This window comes from Tengunoibacter tsumagoiensis, from assembly GCF_003967535.1.
GTDB classification, from domain to species: Bacteria; Chloroflexota; Ktedonobacteria; order Ktedonobacterales; family Ktedonobacteraceae; genus Tengunoibacter; species Tengunoibacter tsumagoiensis.
In genome coordinates this window covers 3,940,222-3,956,666 of sequence record NZ_BIFR01000001.1, presented here as the reverse complement: position 1 = coordinate 3,956,666, position 16,445 = coordinate 3,940,222, and the positions used below count along the sequence as shown (strand labels likewise).

General features: G+C 50.5%; 13 protein-coding genes. 10 read left to right on the top strand and 3 right to left on the bottom strand.

The annotated features are described in order from the left end of the window. Positions 1 to 214: 214 nt before the first annotated feature. From EL628_RS15570 to EL628_RS15555, 4 genes are all read left to right on the top strand, one after another. Positions 215 to 886, top strand: coding sequence for a hypothetical protein (locus EL628_RS15570; RefSeq protein ID WP_126580845.1), 672 nt, complete (start codon positions 215 to 217; stop codon positions 884 to 886). Between the two features lie 165 nt (positions 887 to 1,051). Further along, on the top strand, positions 1,052 to 1,531 hold the full coding sequence (locus EL628_RS15565) for a response regulator (RefSeq protein WP_126580844.1): 480 nt from the start codon (positions 1,052 to 1,054) through the stop codon (positions 1,529 to 1,531). Positions 1,532 to 1,720: 189 nt separating this feature from the next. Further along, on the top strand, positions 1,721 to 3,196 hold the full coding sequence (locus EL628_RS15560) for a phage terminase large subunit family protein (protein WP_126580843.1): 1,476 nt from the start codon (positions 1,721 to 1,723) through the stop codon (positions 3,194 to 3,196). Positions 3,197 to 3,337: 141 nt separating this feature from the next. Further along, positions 3,338 to 4,987, top strand: coding sequence for a HEAT repeat domain-containing protein (locus EL628_RS15555; RefSeq protein ID WP_126580842.1), 1,650 nt, complete (start codon positions 3,338 to 3,340; stop codon positions 4,985 to 4,987). Positions 4,988 to 5,211: 224 nt separating this feature from the next. Here EL628_RS15555 and EL628_RS15550 read toward each other — a convergent pair whose 3' ends face one another. Both EL628_RS15550 and EL628_RS15545 read right to left on the bottom strand, forming a co-directional pair. Continuing rightward, complete coding sequence (locus EL628_RS15550) at positions 5,212 to 6,519, bottom strand: NAD(P)/FAD-dependent oxidoreductase (RefSeq protein ID WP_126580841.1); 1,308 nt, start codon at positions 6,517 to 6,519, stop codon at positions 5,212 to 5,214. 10 nt (positions 6,520 to 6,529) lie between these two features. After that, a complete protein-coding gene (locus EL628_RS15545; RefSeq protein ID WP_126580840.1) occupies positions 6,530 to 7,837 on the bottom strand; it encodes a DUF1015 domain-containing protein in 1,308 nt (435 codons plus the stop codon). 606 nt (positions 7,838 to 8,443) lie between these two features. On the opposite strand from EL628_RS15545, the gene EL628_RS15540 reads away from it, so the two are divergent. Further along, complete coding sequence (locus tag EL628_RS15540) at positions 8,444 to 10,510, top strand: protein kinase domain-containing protein (RefSeq protein WP_126580839.1); 2,067 nt, start codon at positions 8,444 to 8,446, stop codon at positions 10,508 to 10,510. Positions 10,511 to 10,593: 83 nt separating this feature from the next. Here the strand turns inward: EL628_RS15540 and EL628_RS15535 are convergent, their stop codons facing one another. Then, positions 10,594 to 11,214, bottom strand: a complete 621-nt coding sequence (locus EL628_RS15535; RefSeq protein WP_126580838.1) for a YbjN domain-containing protein — start codon at positions 11,212 to 11,214, stop codon at positions 10,594 to 10,596. Positions 11,215 to 11,478: 264 nt separating this feature from the next. On the opposite strand from EL628_RS15535, the gene EL628_RS15530 reads away from it, so the two are divergent. The 5 genes from EL628_RS15530 (at position 11,479) to EL628_RS15510 (ending at position 16,431) form a co-directional block, all read left to right on the top strand. Continuing rightward, entirely contained in the window at positions 11,479 to 12,513 is a 1,035-nt protein-coding gene (locus EL628_RS15530; RefSeq protein WP_161975532.1) for an aminopeptidase, read from the top strand. 327 nt (positions 12,514 to 12,840) lie between these two features. After that, on the top strand, positions 12,841 to 14,577 hold the full coding sequence (locus tag EL628_RS15525; RefSeq protein ID WP_126580836.1) for a serine/threonine protein kinase: 1,737 nt from the start codon (positions 12,841 to 12,843) through the stop codon (positions 14,575 to 14,577). A gap of 391 nt (positions 14,578 to 14,968) precedes the next feature. Beyond that, positions 14,969 to 15,229 (top strand): 4Fe-4S dicluster domain-containing protein, encoded by a 261-nt coding sequence (locus EL628_RS15520; protein ID WP_126580835.1) that lies wholly within the window; start codon positions 14,969 to 14,971, stop codon positions 15,227 to 15,229. Positions 15,230 to 15,477: 248 nt separating this feature from the next. Then, positions 15,478 to 16,164 carry a hypothetical protein gene (locus EL628_RS15515; RefSeq protein WP_126580834.1) on the top strand — a complete coding sequence of 229 codons (687 nt, stop codon included), beginning with the start codon at positions 15,478 to 15,480 and terminating at the stop codon, positions 16,162 to 16,164. Between the two features lie 60 nt (positions 16,165 to 16,224). Further along, a complete protein-coding gene (locus EL628_RS15510; RefSeq protein ID WP_126580833.1) occupies positions 16,225 to 16,431 on the top strand; it encodes a hypothetical protein in 207 nt (68 codons plus the stop codon). The last annotated feature ends 14 nt before the right edge of the window (positions 16,432 to 16,445 follow it).

Here is a 16,445-nt window from a genome sequence, read left to right as displayed (position 1 = left end):
GAGACAGGTTCTTTTCTTCTTGTCTGGTCGGAAAAAATTTCCAGCTAGTGAGTAAAAATTCGCATTCTTATCTGGTTAAAAAGGTCAAATCTCTTGTGTTTAATCAGGTGGTTTCTGGTCCGATAAAGCAAGAAAATGCTGCGTTTAATTGAATGAAGGCGGTTCTATTGAAGATTTCTTGTAGAAAGGTTCCAACTGAGATAGGAGAACTGGTATGGCATCTACTCCAGTAAAGAAACGATCACGTACTTCTGGGAAGCATCATTCTTCTCAACAGTTTCTCGTAAAGCCTTCTTCAATCCCGCCACGTGCTTCGGCTCATCCATCGGCCATTGTGCGGGTGCGACCACGTTCTGCGCGTTTCTTGTTTCCCGAAGCAGAGGAGGATGTAACACGTATTCCAACGTGGCCCCAATCTGCAACCTGGCACTATGAATCGCCAGGTTTTGCTGCGGTGAGCAGTCTCCCTTCGCTGTCTTTAATTGTTGCTGAGGCAGCCTCTCACCCCGATCTGACTATTGATGATGTGGATACCTATCCTGAACAGGTGTCCAGTGCATTGGTAGAGAAGAAAAGAAGATTTGCCCTGATAGACACGCTCCCACTCTTGCATTCTTCGTTCCAGCCTCGGTCTGAGCGTGGATTGTGGATGCGGCAGAGCTTGCCCATCTCCGATGAAGATCGTCAGAGTGTCACGTTCTTTGAATTCCAGGTATCTGGCAAACGTCTGGTCTTTTCTCGTTGGCTTGATCAGTTACGATGGTGGCTCTTGCGTCCGGGGCGGTTGGAGTATCTCTTCTGGCTCGGGGGGACAATGCTACTGTGTTGTTGTACTGGAATCTTTTTCTGGTTGTTGTTCATGTGCCTGGGTTGTGGAGCATTATAGCCATGAGAATAGATCCTCAAAAGAAAAATCCAGAAGGAGCGCATATTTTAACAGAAATTTGATGAAATATATTTTGATCTGGGCCTATAATAAAAAAGTGGATGTTATGTGCGGTAGAATAGGTCAGGGTAGCAGGTGAGAGACTACGCTGATTGGGAGAGGATAATGAAATATTTTGATTACCCCGCGAATGAGGTTATACCAGAAGGAGCTTATTGCACCCCTCAATTTACCTTCCATGAGCCCTATATTCTGGTAGTAGATGATGATCATGCCATTTTATCTGTTCTTATGATGGTATTGGAGAACGAAGGCTATGCCGGTCTGGGCCTCTTTGAAAGTCGGAGGGTCTATCCTTTTTTAGAACAGATTGAGCGCTCCAGAAGACAGGGCCAGATGCGATCTCTGCCATCGCTCCTTCTGCTTGATTTAATGATGCCAGACGTGTCAGGATATGAACTGGCCTCTCGTTTAAGCCTCCATCCCACTCTATCTGCCTTGCCCATTATTGCAATCTCCGATGACGTGACGGTCTCCTCAGTGGGCATGGTTTCCGGTGCCAGCGATCTTATCGGCAAACCATTTTATCTTGATGTGTTATTAGAAAAACTTGCTCGTTACCAATCCCCTGCTGTTCTCTTTTAATCCCTGCTAAGAGTACAGAGGCGTACTGCACCAATGAGAGTACAGAGACGTACTACTAAAGGTTCTTTTAAAAGTTCTTTATTCGCCCCCTTGAAGCAAGGCTCATTGTATGTTACAATGATAATTGTACGAAGAATAGCGTTATTTTACTTCTCTCTCCCCTCTTCATCTCCTCCGAGAAAATAGACTATGCAACGCCCTCCACTCACTGTTGCGCAGTTTGCACAGCAAATATTAGGCAAGCCGCTTTATCCCTATCAAGAGCTTATCGCCGAAGCTATTGTGCGCTCGATTTATACAGAACAGGGCCATATCTTCACCGTCATGATGGCTCGTCAGTCCGGCAAAAATCAGTTATCAGCCGTTCTCGAAGCCTATCTCCTGTTTTATCAGTCAGAGGGAGTAATCGTCAAAGCAGCCCCAACGTTTCGACCGCAGATTCTGCATAGCAGACTTCGCCTTCTCTCATTGCTGGAGACTCCACTCACGCGAAAGCGGATCTGGCAGAGCTATGGCCAGATAGTGGGACTGGCTCCTCGCGCTGATCAGCTGCTGGTGCGCAATCAGATTGGGCCACGAGTGATGTTTTTCTCTGCGGCACCAGAAAGTAATGTCGTAGGTGCAACAGCGAGTCTTTTATTAGAGATCGATGAGGCGCAAGATGTGAGCGCAGAAAAGTTTGATCGCGATTTTCGCCCGATGGCCTCGACCACAAATGCCACGACCGTCCTTTATGGTACAGCCTGGTCTGACCGGACGCTCCTTGCACAGCAGCAGGCTAGGAATAGAGAGTTTGAGCAGCGGACTGGTATACAACTTCATTTTGAATATGATTGGCGGATTCTGGCTGCTGTGAATAGTGCCTACCGGCATTACGTGGAGCAGGAGATAGCGCGACTGGGTGAAGAGCATCAGGCCATTCAGACTCAATATTACTTGCGTCCTATTAATGGAGCCGATTATTTTTTGACTCCTATGCAGCAGAAGTTATTGCAGGGAAGTCATATCTGGGAAGGAGCTCCGGGTGAGGGGGGCTGCTATCTGGCTGGATTAGATATTGCAGGAGAAGAGCGGGCCGCCGGGAGCATCGCCCTGCCAGTAGCGAAACAGCGTGATTGGACCGTCCTGAGTATCGGGCGGGTACGCTACAATGAGCTTAATCTCCCGGTGATTGAAGTCGTCTATCAGCAGCGCTGGCATGGAGCACGCTATCTTGAGCAATATGCGGCCATTAGCATGCTCATTGAGCAATGGAATATACGCGCAATCGTTATTGATGGAACCGGATTAGGAGCAGGGCTGGCCTCATTGTTAGAGGATCGCTATAGTGCAGAGCGGGTCACAACCTTTCATTTTACGCGCCCCAGTAAATCTCGGCTGGCCTACCAGTTGCTTGCTCTCATTAATAGCGGTCGTTTGAAGCTCTATCTCCAGGCCAGTGCCCCTTTTGAGCTCGCGAATGAATGTTGGCAGCAACTGCGACGTGCTCGTTATCGCTTGCCAGCGCCCAATGTACTTGATATGTATGTGGATCCCTCGGAAGGACATGACGATTTCTTGATCAGTCTGGCTCTGCTGACAGAAGCATTAGGAAGCCTGAATGCTCCTGCTCTTTCGACCTGTATCCCACCGCTTCGACTGTATGGAGACGAAGGGCGTTTTTAAGCCGTTTCCCCTCATCAGTATAGCTTTTGTCTCTAATGCTGATCTCGACTCTGACAGGTGAACGTGGTACAATGCCTTTCACTGATGTATGCCTATGAGGGCTGCATACAACTACTCCCAGAAGGTACAAGGAGACTGCTCATGCCACGAGGACGCAAGGGGCCTCCACAAGAGAGCGTTGATAGTATTCTCCTGGCGGTTAGCCGCCGCGAAGATATTGACGCTGAAACTATGTCCCATTATATGGATCGCCTGGATGAAGAGTGGGCGGAGAGTGCTCGTGAGAAGGTTCTGCATCTTCTGCAAAGCAACGATGCAATGGCTCAGGCGGCTGCACTGCGCATTCTTACGGAATTGGCCACAGACTTTGATCTGGAAGGCTTAGAAGACTTTGTGGCTGATCCAACGATTAGTGATCTCGCGAAGCTTTCCCTTGCGCCCATCCTCAAAGAGCTAGGCTCAGAGATGGCTGATGATGGCATCATTGAGTACTTAAACGATCCAGCAGGAGCCATCCGCCAGATGCAGATGCGATTGCTAGAACTGGTTGATCAGGATGAAATGGGCATCGAGACGATTCTAGAAGATGTTGTCTCAATGCCACTGGAGCGGCGCTTCGCTTTTATTGGGTGGTTGGGCAATAGTAATGATCCACGTGCTGCCAGTCTGCTTATCCCACTGCTGGAGAACCAGTCTGGCAAGATTGTAACGGCAGTGATTGAGTCTCTTGAGCAATTAGGACCAATTGCAGTTCATCAGACCATGCCAGCTCTGAATCGCTTAATGACGACCACCTCTAACCGGCAGATCAAGCAGCTCTCGCGAGCAGTGCTTGGACGTTTAACGATGCAATCAATGCTGGGAGTAGAGGATGCTGCGATGATAGCTGCACGTTCGCAGCCATTGCCGCCGTATGAGGCACGCGTGAGCTCAATCGATGGCTCTGGTGCTCAGCTCATTATGCTCTCCTGGCAACGTCCAGATGGCCTTGTGAAAGGGGTCAACGTACTATCTCTGGATCAAAAAGGCATTAAAGATTGCTACGGCGTTGATGAGATGGATGCTGAGCAGTGGAAGTCGCTGGTGGATGATCTGCAAGAGCAAGGTTTTTCGAATTTTTCTGTCCCGTTTGAATATGCTCGAGCATTGATTATTGAGGCCCGCGCCCTCAATAAGCGTTCGCGCTTTAAATTGCCGATCGCCTATTCCATCTGGCGACCCCTGATTGAGATACGCCCCGTTGAGCAATCAGAGGTCGGGATTATAGCAGATCCTCTCCCTCTCACACCGGCTACCTATGCACTTGGGCAACGAGGTGACGAGCTCTATCAGATTAAAGAATTTGCCTCCTGGCTTTTTGAGCCTATGGAAGCGATAGAGCCCTATATTGGTCGCTATTGGACGGCACAGGATCTTTCTGAGGGCTCTGGCCGTGGCCGCACAGGGCGCAAGAGCAAGGCACGTGAAGCCGAGCAGCGTGCTTTACTGGAACAGATTGTGAAAGAAGCCATTGAAGAGCTTGTCGATGATAAATGGCGTATACTCTATCAGCAGCGCCTTCTTCGGCAGGTGGCTCTTTTCAAACAAGCGGGTCGTCAGGATGAGGTTCCACTGCTTCAGGCGGTGGCGACGCTGTTAGATCCAGCCTCAGGTATCTCTGTACTTGAGCAGCCTTTTCCACGCGCCCTCTTCCGAATTTCTATTGAGCAAGGCCCTCTTCGCTTGATGGTTGAATCATTGCGGCATGGAATGCTCAATGCCTTTCCCATTGACATGTTTCAACCGGATTAAAGACCGGGCCTGATTCTGGAAGGGCTCACAAATTGGGGAGGTTGCTTGTCTCGCTAACTCCAGGTTAATCATAAATGAACCTGGGAAGCTCATTCAACCAGACCAGCTACGCTCCTTCCGCCTCTTCTGGTTTTGCCAAAGCCCGCCCCTCTATCTCTAATGTTGAAAAAAGAGGTGCTGATCCAGTCAAAACCGGAACATGTGGAAGGAGACAAGCAACTGGTTTAGTGAGCAGCTTTTGTGCGCTCGCTTTCTAAACGCTCAGGTGTCTCCAGGATCGCCCTGGCTGCATGTTCCCCGCTGTGCATTGCACCCTGGATACTGCTTGACTGAGTATACTCTCCTGCCAGGTAAAGCCCTTCAATCGTTGTTGTATTGCCGGGAAGCTGGTCAAATGTGCCAGGGAGCTGAGCAAACTGAGCAAAGGGGATGCGATAGAGTCCCAGAAGCTGCCAGTGCCTGAGATCATTGTCTGGGAACCAGCCGGTTAGCTCCTCGCGGCAGCGTCGTTCGATCTCTTCATCGTCCTCGCCTGGATTCCCCAGGACCGTCACAGAGAGAAGATGTTTGCGCGGTGGGGCATAGGTAGGAGCGATATTTGTGAGAAGAACCGCGTTGTTGATATACGCCTGTGGATCGGTATTCAACAGAATCTTGCGCTGCGAGTAGAGCCGTTCATCGCCAGCGAAGTAGAGACAGACTGCACTAACTGGCTGTGTCGGGAGAGGGGTATGTACAAAGCGCTCTGCAATGGGACTGGCAGTGGCGACCACAACCTGCTCGGCTTGAAGCGTCTCTCCATTGACCAGCACAACTCCTTTAACCTGACCCTCTTGTACAATGAGCTCTTTCACACGTGCATTGCAGCGTACGCTCCCTTTGGGTAAAGCGGCTGCGAGCTGCTCTGGGATGCGTTGAATCCCTTCGGCAGGGATAATAATATCCCCCTGTGCCAGCATTTTAAAGGTAAATTGAAACATCCGAGCACTGGTTGAAAGTGAGCGATCCAGGAAGATTCCACCATAAAAAGGTCGAACAAAATTATCTAGAAAGGTATCAGAGAAGCCCGCGTTGCGCAGATAAGCCTCAGTTGACTCATCCTGCCCATCTTCCTGTAATTTACCTGCAAAGATCTCACCCACTGATGGTTGGGCAACCTGCATACGTAAGCGCAGCACACGCATCTTATCGAGCGTGGGGACAAGGGGATTTAAGAGGCTTCTAACTGTGTGCATTGGCTCGCGCAATGGATCAGTAATCTCATAGCGCTTTTTGCCTTTCACCAGAAGTGCCCCGGGTTCAAATTTGCGTTGTTTGAGCGTCGTAAAATCGAGATGGCGTTCGGCTGCCGGATAGGAAGTAAAGAGAACCTGAAAGCCTCGATCTAAGCGATAGCCATCCTCATGATAATCTGTGCGGACACGACCACCAATCTGATCCCCAGCCTCGAGAACCAGTACCTGGCGACCAGCTTCTGAAAGCATTTTGGCGCATGTTAAACCGGCCAGACCAGCGCCGACAATAAGTATCATTTTCTGCTCCTCACCATAATGGATTCATCACCAACCCGCTTATGAGTTTTGGGTAGAGGTAAGTTGATTTTTGAGGCATCCTTTCATCGGCCTGGGCCACGTCGCGCACTTGTCGAAAAGGAAGCCCGTTGAGTAAGATAACAGCCTGAGCTTGTTTCTGTGCAATAGCTTGCAGGGCCTCAGCTGTCTCGTGAGTATAGCGTATATAGTTACCAGCCGCCACCTGATCTGCAGTAATCCCCAGCAGGCGTTCGAGTATCAATCGTTGTACCTGTGCGACATCCAGAGCATTCCAGGCTTCGCCGTGTCCACTCCGTTCCATCTCTTGTCTTCCACCCTCATTGATGCGCAGGAAGAGCATCTGTGCCTCCGTCTGTACCATGAGTGTGGGCTGTTCCTGTCCGCGTTGCGCCAGATGAGCGATGAGCTCTGCCTGAGTTGCGGTGCTGGAGGCTGGCTCAACAGTGAAATAGGCTCCTAATCGCTCAGGTATAAGAACAGCGAGCTGTTCAGAACTGAGATGATTCAGGAGGCGATGCGTTGGTAAGACAAGCATGCCAGGATCATCGAGGTCAATGAGTGCCATCATGACAAAGTTAGCAGCGTCCTGAGGATGAAGCTCCTTGCGTTGTTCTCGGATCTCTTCGCGATAAGTGAGAGCAGTTGTATAGCGATGATGTCCGTCGGCAATATATATCTGGCGCTCTCGAAAGAAATCCTGGATAGCGGCAATCTGTTGTGCATCAGTAATAGGATGTAAGCGGTGCTGTTCTCCTACCTCATCAGTAAGCTGTACTTCGGCTTGCTCTGCATATGTGTTGAGGAGACGGCGGATGCGCCCCTGTGGATCTTCATACATGCACATAATCGGACTAAAGTTTGTGGCACAGGCGCGCAACAACTGTAAGCGATCCTCTTTATCTTTGGTGCGTGTGTGCTCGTGAGGCAGCACAATGCGTTTCTCCCAGGGTTCCAGCCGAACGCGTGCCAGTAGGCTTGTTCGTGTATAGCTCTGTCCCTGATAGAGAAAGCTTTGCTGGTAAAGATAGTAGCATGCCGTGTTCTCTTGCTGAAGCACCTGTTGAACGCGCCACTCGGCAAAGGTTGCGGCAGCTCGCGAATAGACCGTACTCAGCGAGGTATCGTTCGTGCCCTGGTGGCCAAGCTCCAGTCGAATGACATTATAGGGATGACGCGCATAATAACGATCCTGCGCCTCATGGCTAATCACATCAAATGGAGGGGTTACCACATTGGCAAGATCCTTGATCTTTTCTGGTGCGTAACGCAATCCTCGCAATGGCTGTACGTCTGCCATGGCTACTTCCTCCTATGTTCTATCTCGTTCTGTTCTGGTTGGTTCTTTTTTGCCCCTGGGAGGCAGCAAAGTGGAAAGGGGTGAGAGCTCTATGCATGCGCTCGCTCAGAGCTTGATTGATGACCCTTTGCTCATTGTATCATCCCAGGGAAAGATGAGTCCCAGAAGTAGGACTCTTTCGGGAGGAAAAAAGGGTCTTTTGTCTCTCTTTGGCTGAAAAATGAATCTTCGTCTTCTCTACCGCTTGACAGGCCTCGCGACATATGGTATCCTCTTTTTCGTTGGAACAAAAGTTCCAGTGACGCGTTCCCCGCCGCGTCTAACCCCCTTCGTATCTCCCTCATCTTGGGCGGTCGGGTTCCTCTCTCCCCCGACCGCTGAGGGCCCGCTATAACGCACAAGTCCTACTTCCCTCCTGTTGCATTGACGTAATCTGATACAGTGTGTAAACTCATCATCGTAGTGTCTGTTTAACAGCCAGACTGCGTTTTTTCTTTTGTCAGAAGCCAGTTGGTCGGAGAGATCATCCAGGGACGGTTGATTGGCTGCTATCGATAGTAATCAGTCGTTGGCTGTGTGTAGTTTGTATTTGGGGAGCGATGTTGTATGCCAACACTATCTGCGGATCAGCTTGTCGGACAGAGCCTGGGAAACTATCAGTTAGAGCGTTTATTGGGCCGTGGTCGCTTAAATGCAATCTACCTGGCTCGACATCGAACGCTTCAGCGCAGCGATGCACTCACTTTTTATCTCCTCCCAGAACACTATACACTTGATGCGCGGCAACGTTTTCTTGCTCGCTTTCATCAAGAGGCGCAGGCTGTTACCCAACTGGACCATCCCCATATTCTCCCTGTCTATGAAGTGGGAGAGTATGCTGGCTTCCCCTATCTTGTGACTCCCTATATGATGAATGGCTCCCTGGCTGATCTATTGAAGCAGAAAGGGCGCTATGAGTATGATGAACTGGGTCCGATTGTCGAGCAGATTATTTCCGGTCTGGCCTATGCCCATAGTAAAGGCTTTATCCATGGGACGTTGAAGCCAGCAAATATCGTGGTGAGCAATGAGGGGATCCTCCAGGTCGCGGGCTTTGGTTTAATGCATATCCTTCAAGCCAGCGGTATTGAGCCAGCTGATCAGCCTTATGCACATCTGTTAAGTATCGTCGGGACTTTTCTGGCGGCTCCGGAATATATTGCGCCAGAGGTGGTGCAGGGGCAGTCTATTGATCGACGGTCAGATATGTATGCGCTTGGTTGTATCATCTATGAGCTATTAAGCGGACGCCCCCCTTTTACTGGTCAACATCCATTGGAGGTGGCTGAACAACACCTCAAGCAGAGCATTCCACCGTTGCATACACTGTCTCCAACCGTCCCCCTGGTTCTGGAGTCTGTGATCAACCAGACGTTAATAAAAGATCCGTTGCACCGTTTTCAGCAAGTCGAAGCGTTTGGTGTGGCCTTTCAGCAGGCCACCAGAGGGGCCAGTAGCTCATTGGCATTTGTTGATCCTATCCATATGCCTGTCAGCCAGACTGTGCAAGAGACGCCGCAAAGTGGTTATGTGACGCGGAATTGGCAATTAATGCCACCAATTGTAACGGGAAAACTGCCGATTGTTTCTTCTCCATCTGCTAATAGCAGCCGGGAGCGGTTCACCGATCTTTCTCTGAAGGCGTCCAGTGGGCGTTTACCTGCTTCTGCACATCTGAAGCCTCCTGTACCCGCTGCTCCGCCAACGTTGATTCCTTTACCTCCCCAGGAACTGGCTAACGCTCAGATGGGGTTGGTCAAGCCCCTTGGAGCTGCTTCAATGGCTGCGAAACCGCAGACTGTTCCAGAGCCTGCTGTAGTAAAAGAGCCTCAGCCTGCTGATCTGGCGAAGGCATATGAATGGTGGTCACAGCCTGGTCTGGCCCCTGCCGATTCCTCTCCATCTGCTCGCGCTTCTGCTCCGAAGGAGGCCAGCGGGCTCGCAGCCGCTCAGTGGACAAGTGAGCCGGTGCGACCTCTTCCCTCTTCAGCCAGACAGATGCCACCTCCTACAAAGTCATCGCCGAGCCGCCGCCGTGTAGTTGCTCTACTGGCTGGTGGAGGCGTTATTGCCGCCGGGCTTGGAGTTGCGGCGTTGAACCTGAACCATTTTATGGGATCGACAGGTAAACAACAGGCTGTAACGCCACTGAACTCGAATGGGCAGGGCATAGCACAAAGACCCCCAGCTGGTAATCAACCCCCGGCTGGGAAGAATCCCCCGCCTCCGGCTGGCAATCAACCGCCCGCGGGGAACCCGCCGCCAGTGGGGAATCAACCGCCTGCGGGAAATCCACCACCAACGGCAGCGCCAGCTCCTGGTCATACAGGAACGGTGATTGGCCAATCCACTCAACCAACAGCAACAGCAACGACGTTTGTCAACCCTGCGGATAAAAAGAATAGCTTGCTCATCCATCTTACTAATGGGAATTTTGCTGCATATGAGATGGCCTGTACTCATGAAGGAGTTGCGGTGCGCTATGATAAGGGGACTGGAACCCTGGTCTGCCCGGCTCATGGTGCAGTTTTTGATCCCATGAATGCCGGAAAAGTCTTGCAGGGACCTGCCACGAGACCATTGCCCTCAGTAGCAATTAAAGTGAATGCGGATGGAACAGTGACAGCCGTTTAGGCGTAAGAGCGTGATGGTTATTGCAGGAAGAAGGCAGGTTTTTGTGCAAAACCTGCCTTCTTCCTGCGCCTGTTTAAAAGCGGTTACTCTTTCTTTTGCTCAAAAATGCGATGGACTTCGGCGAGAATCTCCTGCACATCCAGGCCACCTGGCTCCTCATCTCCTGCGAGACCCAATTTTGCAAGCGGTTCATTGGTGGAGGCAGAAGACCAATCGGACAGTTCATGCTGAAAAAAATCGTGTTCACAGCCCTGGATTGCTTCTTGAATTGATTGATGTCCATAGATAATGCGTGGAAGCAGGCTATGATACATCGATGCCGTCTGGACAATAGCTCCAAAGACCAGTTGAAATTGCTCAAAGCTAATACCCTGTTCGGCCAGAGGAACAGCTTCTTCGAGACGAACTTCGCCATCCTCCAAATCTAAGCCAAACTTGCCAATGGCAATACTATAATTGACGGCCATTAATGCTTCCAGGCATTCCAGGCGTTTTTTGTTGGTCACAGTTCCGATGTGAGGAGCTATCAGCATGAGCTTGCGTTCAGGTCCACTCTGCTGAGTCCCGATAACCAGACGCCATTGGCCGCTCTCGCCATGAAAGGCTAGCTCAATAATGTTTTTTGTGCGATCCACGTGGGCGACCTTAATATCCATCTGGGTGAGGTAATCAAGAATCTGTGCAACACCAAAGTCTCTAGCCATGCGGCTCTCCTTACCATGCTCATGATCTGGACGGGGCTTGAACCGTTGAGTCCTGTCTATCTCTGCACCAAGTATAGCATAAATGTTCTCTTATGCACTCTATCTGTGCATGGAAGGGAGAATAATTCTGACGAATGTACTAGACTAGACGGCCATGTTACTGGTCTGTTATTCTGAACATATCGTTAGGCAGCAATCCCATCTGCGTATTGTTGCCATAGCGGACGTCACATGTTTATGTATGATGTAGAGGAGATGTGCTATATGTTGAATACTATTCCGGGTGAGAGTGAAGCGACTTCATTCGAGGCCCGCTTGCAGAAGGGCGCAGGCAATGCGATCGCTTGCATGGGAGTAACGGCTCGTGATCGCGTGTTTATTCTGACCGACTACGCTCGTCAACGAATTGCCGAGCAGGTGGCATGGGCGGCCCTGCAACAGGGTGCGAGCGTGACTGTGCGTTTCCTGGAACAATATGGGGAGCGTCCTTTAAAAGCCTTTTCGGACGAGTTACGGACAGAGCTGCTTGAGGCACGTCCTACCGTCACCTACTATATAGCAACGGCACAGCCAGGAGAGATCTCATTTCGTATCCCGCTGCTTCCATTTCTAGTCAATGAATTGAAGGTGCGTCATGGGCATATGATTGGCATCGATGAGACCCTGATGACGGATGGTATGTGTGCCGACTATGAGGAAGTGTATACGGTGACGAACCAGATCTATGAGGTTGTGCGTCACGCAAAGAAGATCCATGTAACCTCGGTCAAAGGGACCGATGTTACGGCCACGTTCCATGAAGATTGGCGCTGGGTTCCCTGTAATGGCCGCTATCATGAACAAGGCAAGTGGGGGAATTTGCCCGAAGGTGAGGTCTATACCGCTCCAGCCACGGTTGATGGAGTCCTGGTCTGTGATGTCCTGGGTGACTATTTCTCTGAAAAATATGGCGTCCTTGAGCATCCTCTGGTGATCAATGTAGAGAATGGCTACATTACAGAGATTCGTAGCGAGGACACTGCTATTGCCGATGATGTGCGTTCTTATCTCTTCTCTGTTCCCAATGGGAATCGTGCGGGCGAATTTGCCATCGGTACATTAACAAGCCTTCAAAAGTTAGTTGGAAACCTGTTGCAGGATGAGAAGATGCCAGGCTTACATGTGGCTTTTGGCGATCCCTATCCTCACTTTACCGGTGCCGATTGGAGCGCAGGCATCCACGTCGATGTGATTCCTTCCGAATGTACCATCGAAGTAGATGAGCGCGTGATCATGCGTGACGGGAAATTTGTCATCTAAGTCATCTTTCTTGATGAAGCTCCTGCCAGCAAAAAATTTTTAAGATAACCATCTTCTGCTCAAGTGAGGAAAGATGGTTATCTTCTCTCTCTCCTCTTTGCTAGTGGTAAATTTGCTAGTGGTAAAGTAAGCAACGTTAAAAAGAGAGAAATAGTGTATCGTGTATAGCTTTGTTGTTGTTCAATAGGTAGAATGACTGCATATTGACAGTTAGTCGGTTTCTTGCTTACAATGATTATAGAGTCCCAAGGAGAGCGAAGGGGATTCACGAGGGATAAAGGGTAGCACTTGATTTTTTAAGGGGGGAAGCTAGAGAGGAGCTTTGGCGTGGCTACAACTCGGGGTCAACATCTGATCGGCAAAACATTAGGCTCATGCGTGTTGGAGCGGCTGCTGGGATATGGTGGATCAAGTGCTGTTTTTCTCGCACAGCAAGAGCAGCCCAGGCGCAAGGTCGCGATTAAAGTCTATCTTCCACGAACGGGAATGGATAGGCGTATGCAGCGAGATTTTTATCGGCGCTTTTTGCATGAAGCTGAGGCGGCGAGTAAGTTGGATCATCCAAATATTCTGCCTATCTACTCATATGGTGAGGAAGAAGGCTTGCCCTATATCGTGATGCCTTATATGGAGGGAGGGACGCTCTCTCAATATATGGCAAAGAGACGTGTGCTTTCTCTCCCTGAAGCAAATTGGTATCTTGAGCAATTGGCTTCGGCGCTCCATTATGCGCATGAGCATGGTTGTGTGCACTGTGATGTGAAGCCTGCAAATATTCTGCTGAGCGACAAAGGACATGTGGTCCTGTCGGATTTTGGTATTGCGCGCCTGACCCGCACTGATAGAGAGGGAACACCAACAGAGGTGAATACTCCCAATGCTGTTATGGGTACGCCAGATTATATTTCACCTGAACAGGCTCTAGGCCACAAGCTTGATGGCCGCTCCGATATTTACTCCCTCGCTGTTACGCTCTTTTTTTTGCTAACCAGGCAACTGCCGTTTAAAGCCGATTCAGCGATTGCCCTGGCCTTGATGCATGTTCATGAGAGCCCCCCCGCACTCTCCCTTCGTCGTGCCGATATTACCCCTGGCGTTGATCGAGTGCTGCAAAAGGCATTGGCGAAAGATCCTCAGGATCGTTTTCAGACGCCATTGGAGTTTAGTCAGGCGTTTTCCGCCGCTGTGGCGGCTGCGGCTGAGAAGAAATCTTCACCTTCGCGAGGAAAGTACCTGACCGATATTGAAGGGGATGAGGATGAGCCTCTTTCAGGTCCACAGCCAGTGACCATCGTTACCCGACAAATCGCTCGTCGGAGCTCCTGGCTACATAGCTGGAATGGGGGGCGTCTCCTGTTAACAGCATTCTCTTTACTTTTATTAGGCATTATTATTGGTCTGTTTGTCTTCCAATCAATTGCCAGCCGTTCCTCTCGGGTCGCTCATGGCCTGGCCACGACCCCCACTCCCGTTGTGCTGAACCTGTTTGCTAAAACGGACAACTGGTCGGATAATTGTTCCTGCTTTTTTGATTCCACAAAGCAAAGCTATCATGTGCAGAATAATCTGGACAACGGAGCGGTTTTAGCGCAATATTATGGACCCTCCATGAGCAATTTCCTGCTGACCGTGACTTTGACCGAGACCAGGCATACAGCTCATACTGCAGATTTTTATGGGATCGTTTTCCGTGAAAGCAACGATCAGGGGCAGTATTATCTCTTTGAGATTGCACCCTCCCTTTCTCAGTATGCCTTTTTACGATACGATAATCGGACGCAGGGGGCCTGGTGCACCATTCATCCTGAGAATGCAACCCAGGGTCCATGGTGTTTTATTAGCACTGGTTCAGCCCCTTCATTGCTTACGGGCGTTGGCCAGAGCAATGTTGTCACCATTGAGGCCAAAGGCAACCATTTTGCCTTTACAATCAATGGTGTCCCAATGGATAGCTCTCCCGTAGATACTCTTCCAGCACGTTCAACTGGATCCTTTGGTCTGTTTGTTGAGAACCAGGGGATTGAGGCCGCCTTTTCTCATTTTACAGTCAGGCAGTTGCCATGAATCAAGCGCTTTCTGCTCTAAAGGGGAGATGGGCGGGCTGGAAAGAGTGTCGTAAAGACAACTTCCAGGGCCGGATTCACCCACACATCTGGGAAGGATGCCCTGGAGACAGAAGCCCTTTCTGGTGCTGTTCATGTACTGTTGTTTTGCTGTTCAGGTAGATCTCTCAAAGAGAGGGCTCTCGTTTGCCATGTTATAATAATAAACAATAAGAAGATCGCCTGGCTAGTGGAGGTCGTCAAGGACTGGCCAGCCATTGTTGGTAAAGGCGCCAGGCCAGACAATTGACAGCACCTGTACAACCCTCTATACTAAAGTTGGCCTAATACTAAACTTTGCCGCTATGCCTCTTGTTTTGTCATAGTGTGCTAAGAGGAGGATGTCGAGAACAATGACCTATGTAATTACTCAACCCTGTATCGGTGTCAGAGATGCTTCCTGTGTAGATGTCTGTCCTGTTGATTGCATTCATCCATCGTCCAGCGAGGCAGGATACGATGAGCATGAGCAGCTCTATATTAATCCCGATGAGTGTATCGATTGTGGCGCTTGCGAGCCAGCCTGCCCTGTAACAGCGATCTTCGAGGAATCAGCCGTTCCTGAAGAGTGGAAAAGCTATATCAAGGTAAATGCTGACTTCTTCAAAGGCTAATTGGCCCTGGCCATTGTGAAAGCAAATGCCCATAGGAATACGCTCGTATTTCGCCGGTTTTCTATCTCAAAGGGGTCGGGCCTCATCCCTTTCTACTGGTGAGGCTTGTCCCCGACTGGTCGGCACCTGCTACTCCTGACGCAAAACGATACCAGGTCAGGCTCTCGCTGTGCGACGTGATATAATACTCGTGCTACGTTTACTTTGTACGCACACACAACTTCTTTTCATTAATGGAGTGTACCCCTATGCCAGTAACTCGTCGACGACGTGTCAATCCACCTGATCAACAAGAAGCGAATAATCAGATTGTTGATGCAACCGAACAGAATGTAGAAGCGACCGCCGCCGAGCGCCCCACGGCCCCTGCCGAAGAAACGGTAAGCCAGGCCTCTGCACCTGTGGCCTCTTCCCCTGTCGCACCTGTTGCCCCCACCCAGCCTGAAACACCCCCCGCCCTTCCATTTCGTGCCTATACCTCTGCCCAACCTCCGCTGAGCGAGCGGCCCGAACGCCCAGAGCGGCCCGAACGCTCAGAACGTCCCGACTATATGCCCGCTATTGAGCCAGGCCGTCGTACCGCGCGAGGCGAGCTGTTCCGTCGTGCGCCTCAGCCTCCGATCGCTCAGCCACCAGTAGCTTCTCAGCCTGCAGCCAGCACTCAGGCCCCTTTACAGGCCCCATCCCATGAGATTAACCTTCCCTTAGGAAATCTCCTGCATCTGGCCTATAATCCAGGCTATACCGGGTCTGAAGAGGCACGTAGCGCCCTGTTACAGAAATTAGTAGCTGAGAGTAAAGCGGGAGGCCGGGCACGTTGTTGGAGTTGTGGGTCATTAGCTATTGCCTATGATCGCTGGAATACGCGTAGTAAGACCTTTGGAGAAGTCGGCGTCGCCTTTTGTGAGATCTGCGGTGTGTGGAGCGTGATGTAGGGACCAGGGATTGGATGATCAACGTTTCATGAGGTGGGCCTTTATGATGGAGGAACGAGCATGACGACTGGTCAGGATCAAGCGACACCCTTTTATTGTCCACGCTGTGGGGGGCTGATGTATAAGCCAACTGGGAGCACCTTTTATTGGCATGCCAATAGTAATCACCCCCGCTGCACCATTACGAATATTGCCGAGGACGTACGCCAAAATCCTCCCGATGCAGAACTTCCAGCCATAACACCAAAGAAAAACCTTCTTCGTTGACAGACCCATGTTGC

What these genes read in the sequence shown, in the direction of transcription:
- EL628_RS15545 (WP_126580840.1), bottom strand. Translation starts at nt 7,837, where the DNA reads ATGGCAGACGTACAGCCATTGCGAGGATTGCGTTACGCACCAGAAAAG.
- EL628_RS15540 (WP_126580839.1), top strand. Translation starts at nt 8,444, where the DNA reads ATGCCAACACTATCTGCGGATCAGCTTGTCGGACAGAGCCTGGGAAAC.
- EL628_RS15530 (WP_161975532.1), top strand. Translation starts at nt 11,479, where the DNA reads ATGTTGAATACTATTCCGGGTGAGAGTGAAGCGACTTCATTCGAGGCC.
- EL628_RS15560 (WP_126580843.1), top strand. Translation starts at nt 1,721, where the DNA reads ATGCAACGCCCTCCACTCACTGTTGCGCAGTTTGCACAGCAAATATTA.
- EL628_RS15570 (WP_126580845.1), top strand. Translation starts at nt 215, where the DNA reads ATGGCATCTACTCCAGTAAAGAAACGATCACGTACTTCTGGGAAGCAT.
- EL628_RS15550 (WP_126580841.1), bottom strand. Translation starts at nt 6,519, where the DNA reads ATGATACTTATTGTCGGCGCTGGTCTGGCCGGTTTAACATGCGCCAAA.
- EL628_RS15515 (WP_126580834.1), top strand. Translation starts at nt 15,478, where the DNA reads ATGCCAGTAACTCGTCGACGACGTGTCAATCCACCTGATCAACAAGAA.
- EL628_RS15520 (WP_126580835.1), top strand. Translation starts at nt 14,969, where the DNA reads ATGACCTATGTAATTACTCAACCCTGTATCGGTGTCAGAGATGCTTCC.
- EL628_RS15535 (WP_126580838.1), bottom strand. Translation starts at nt 11,214, where the DNA reads ATGGCTAGAGACTTTGGTGTTGCACAGATTCTTGATTACCTCACCCAG.
- EL628_RS15555 (WP_126580842.1), top strand. Translation starts at nt 3,338, where the DNA reads ATGCCACGAGGACGCAAGGGGCCTCCACAAGAGAGCGTTGATAGTATT.
- EL628_RS15510 (WP_126580833.1), top strand. Translation starts at nt 16,225, where the DNA reads ATGACGACTGGTCAGGATCAAGCGACACCCTTTTATTGTCCACGCTGT.
- EL628_RS15565 (WP_126580844.1), top strand. Translation starts at nt 1,052, where the DNA reads ATGAAATATTTTGATTACCCCGCGAATGAGGTTATACCAGAAGGAGCT.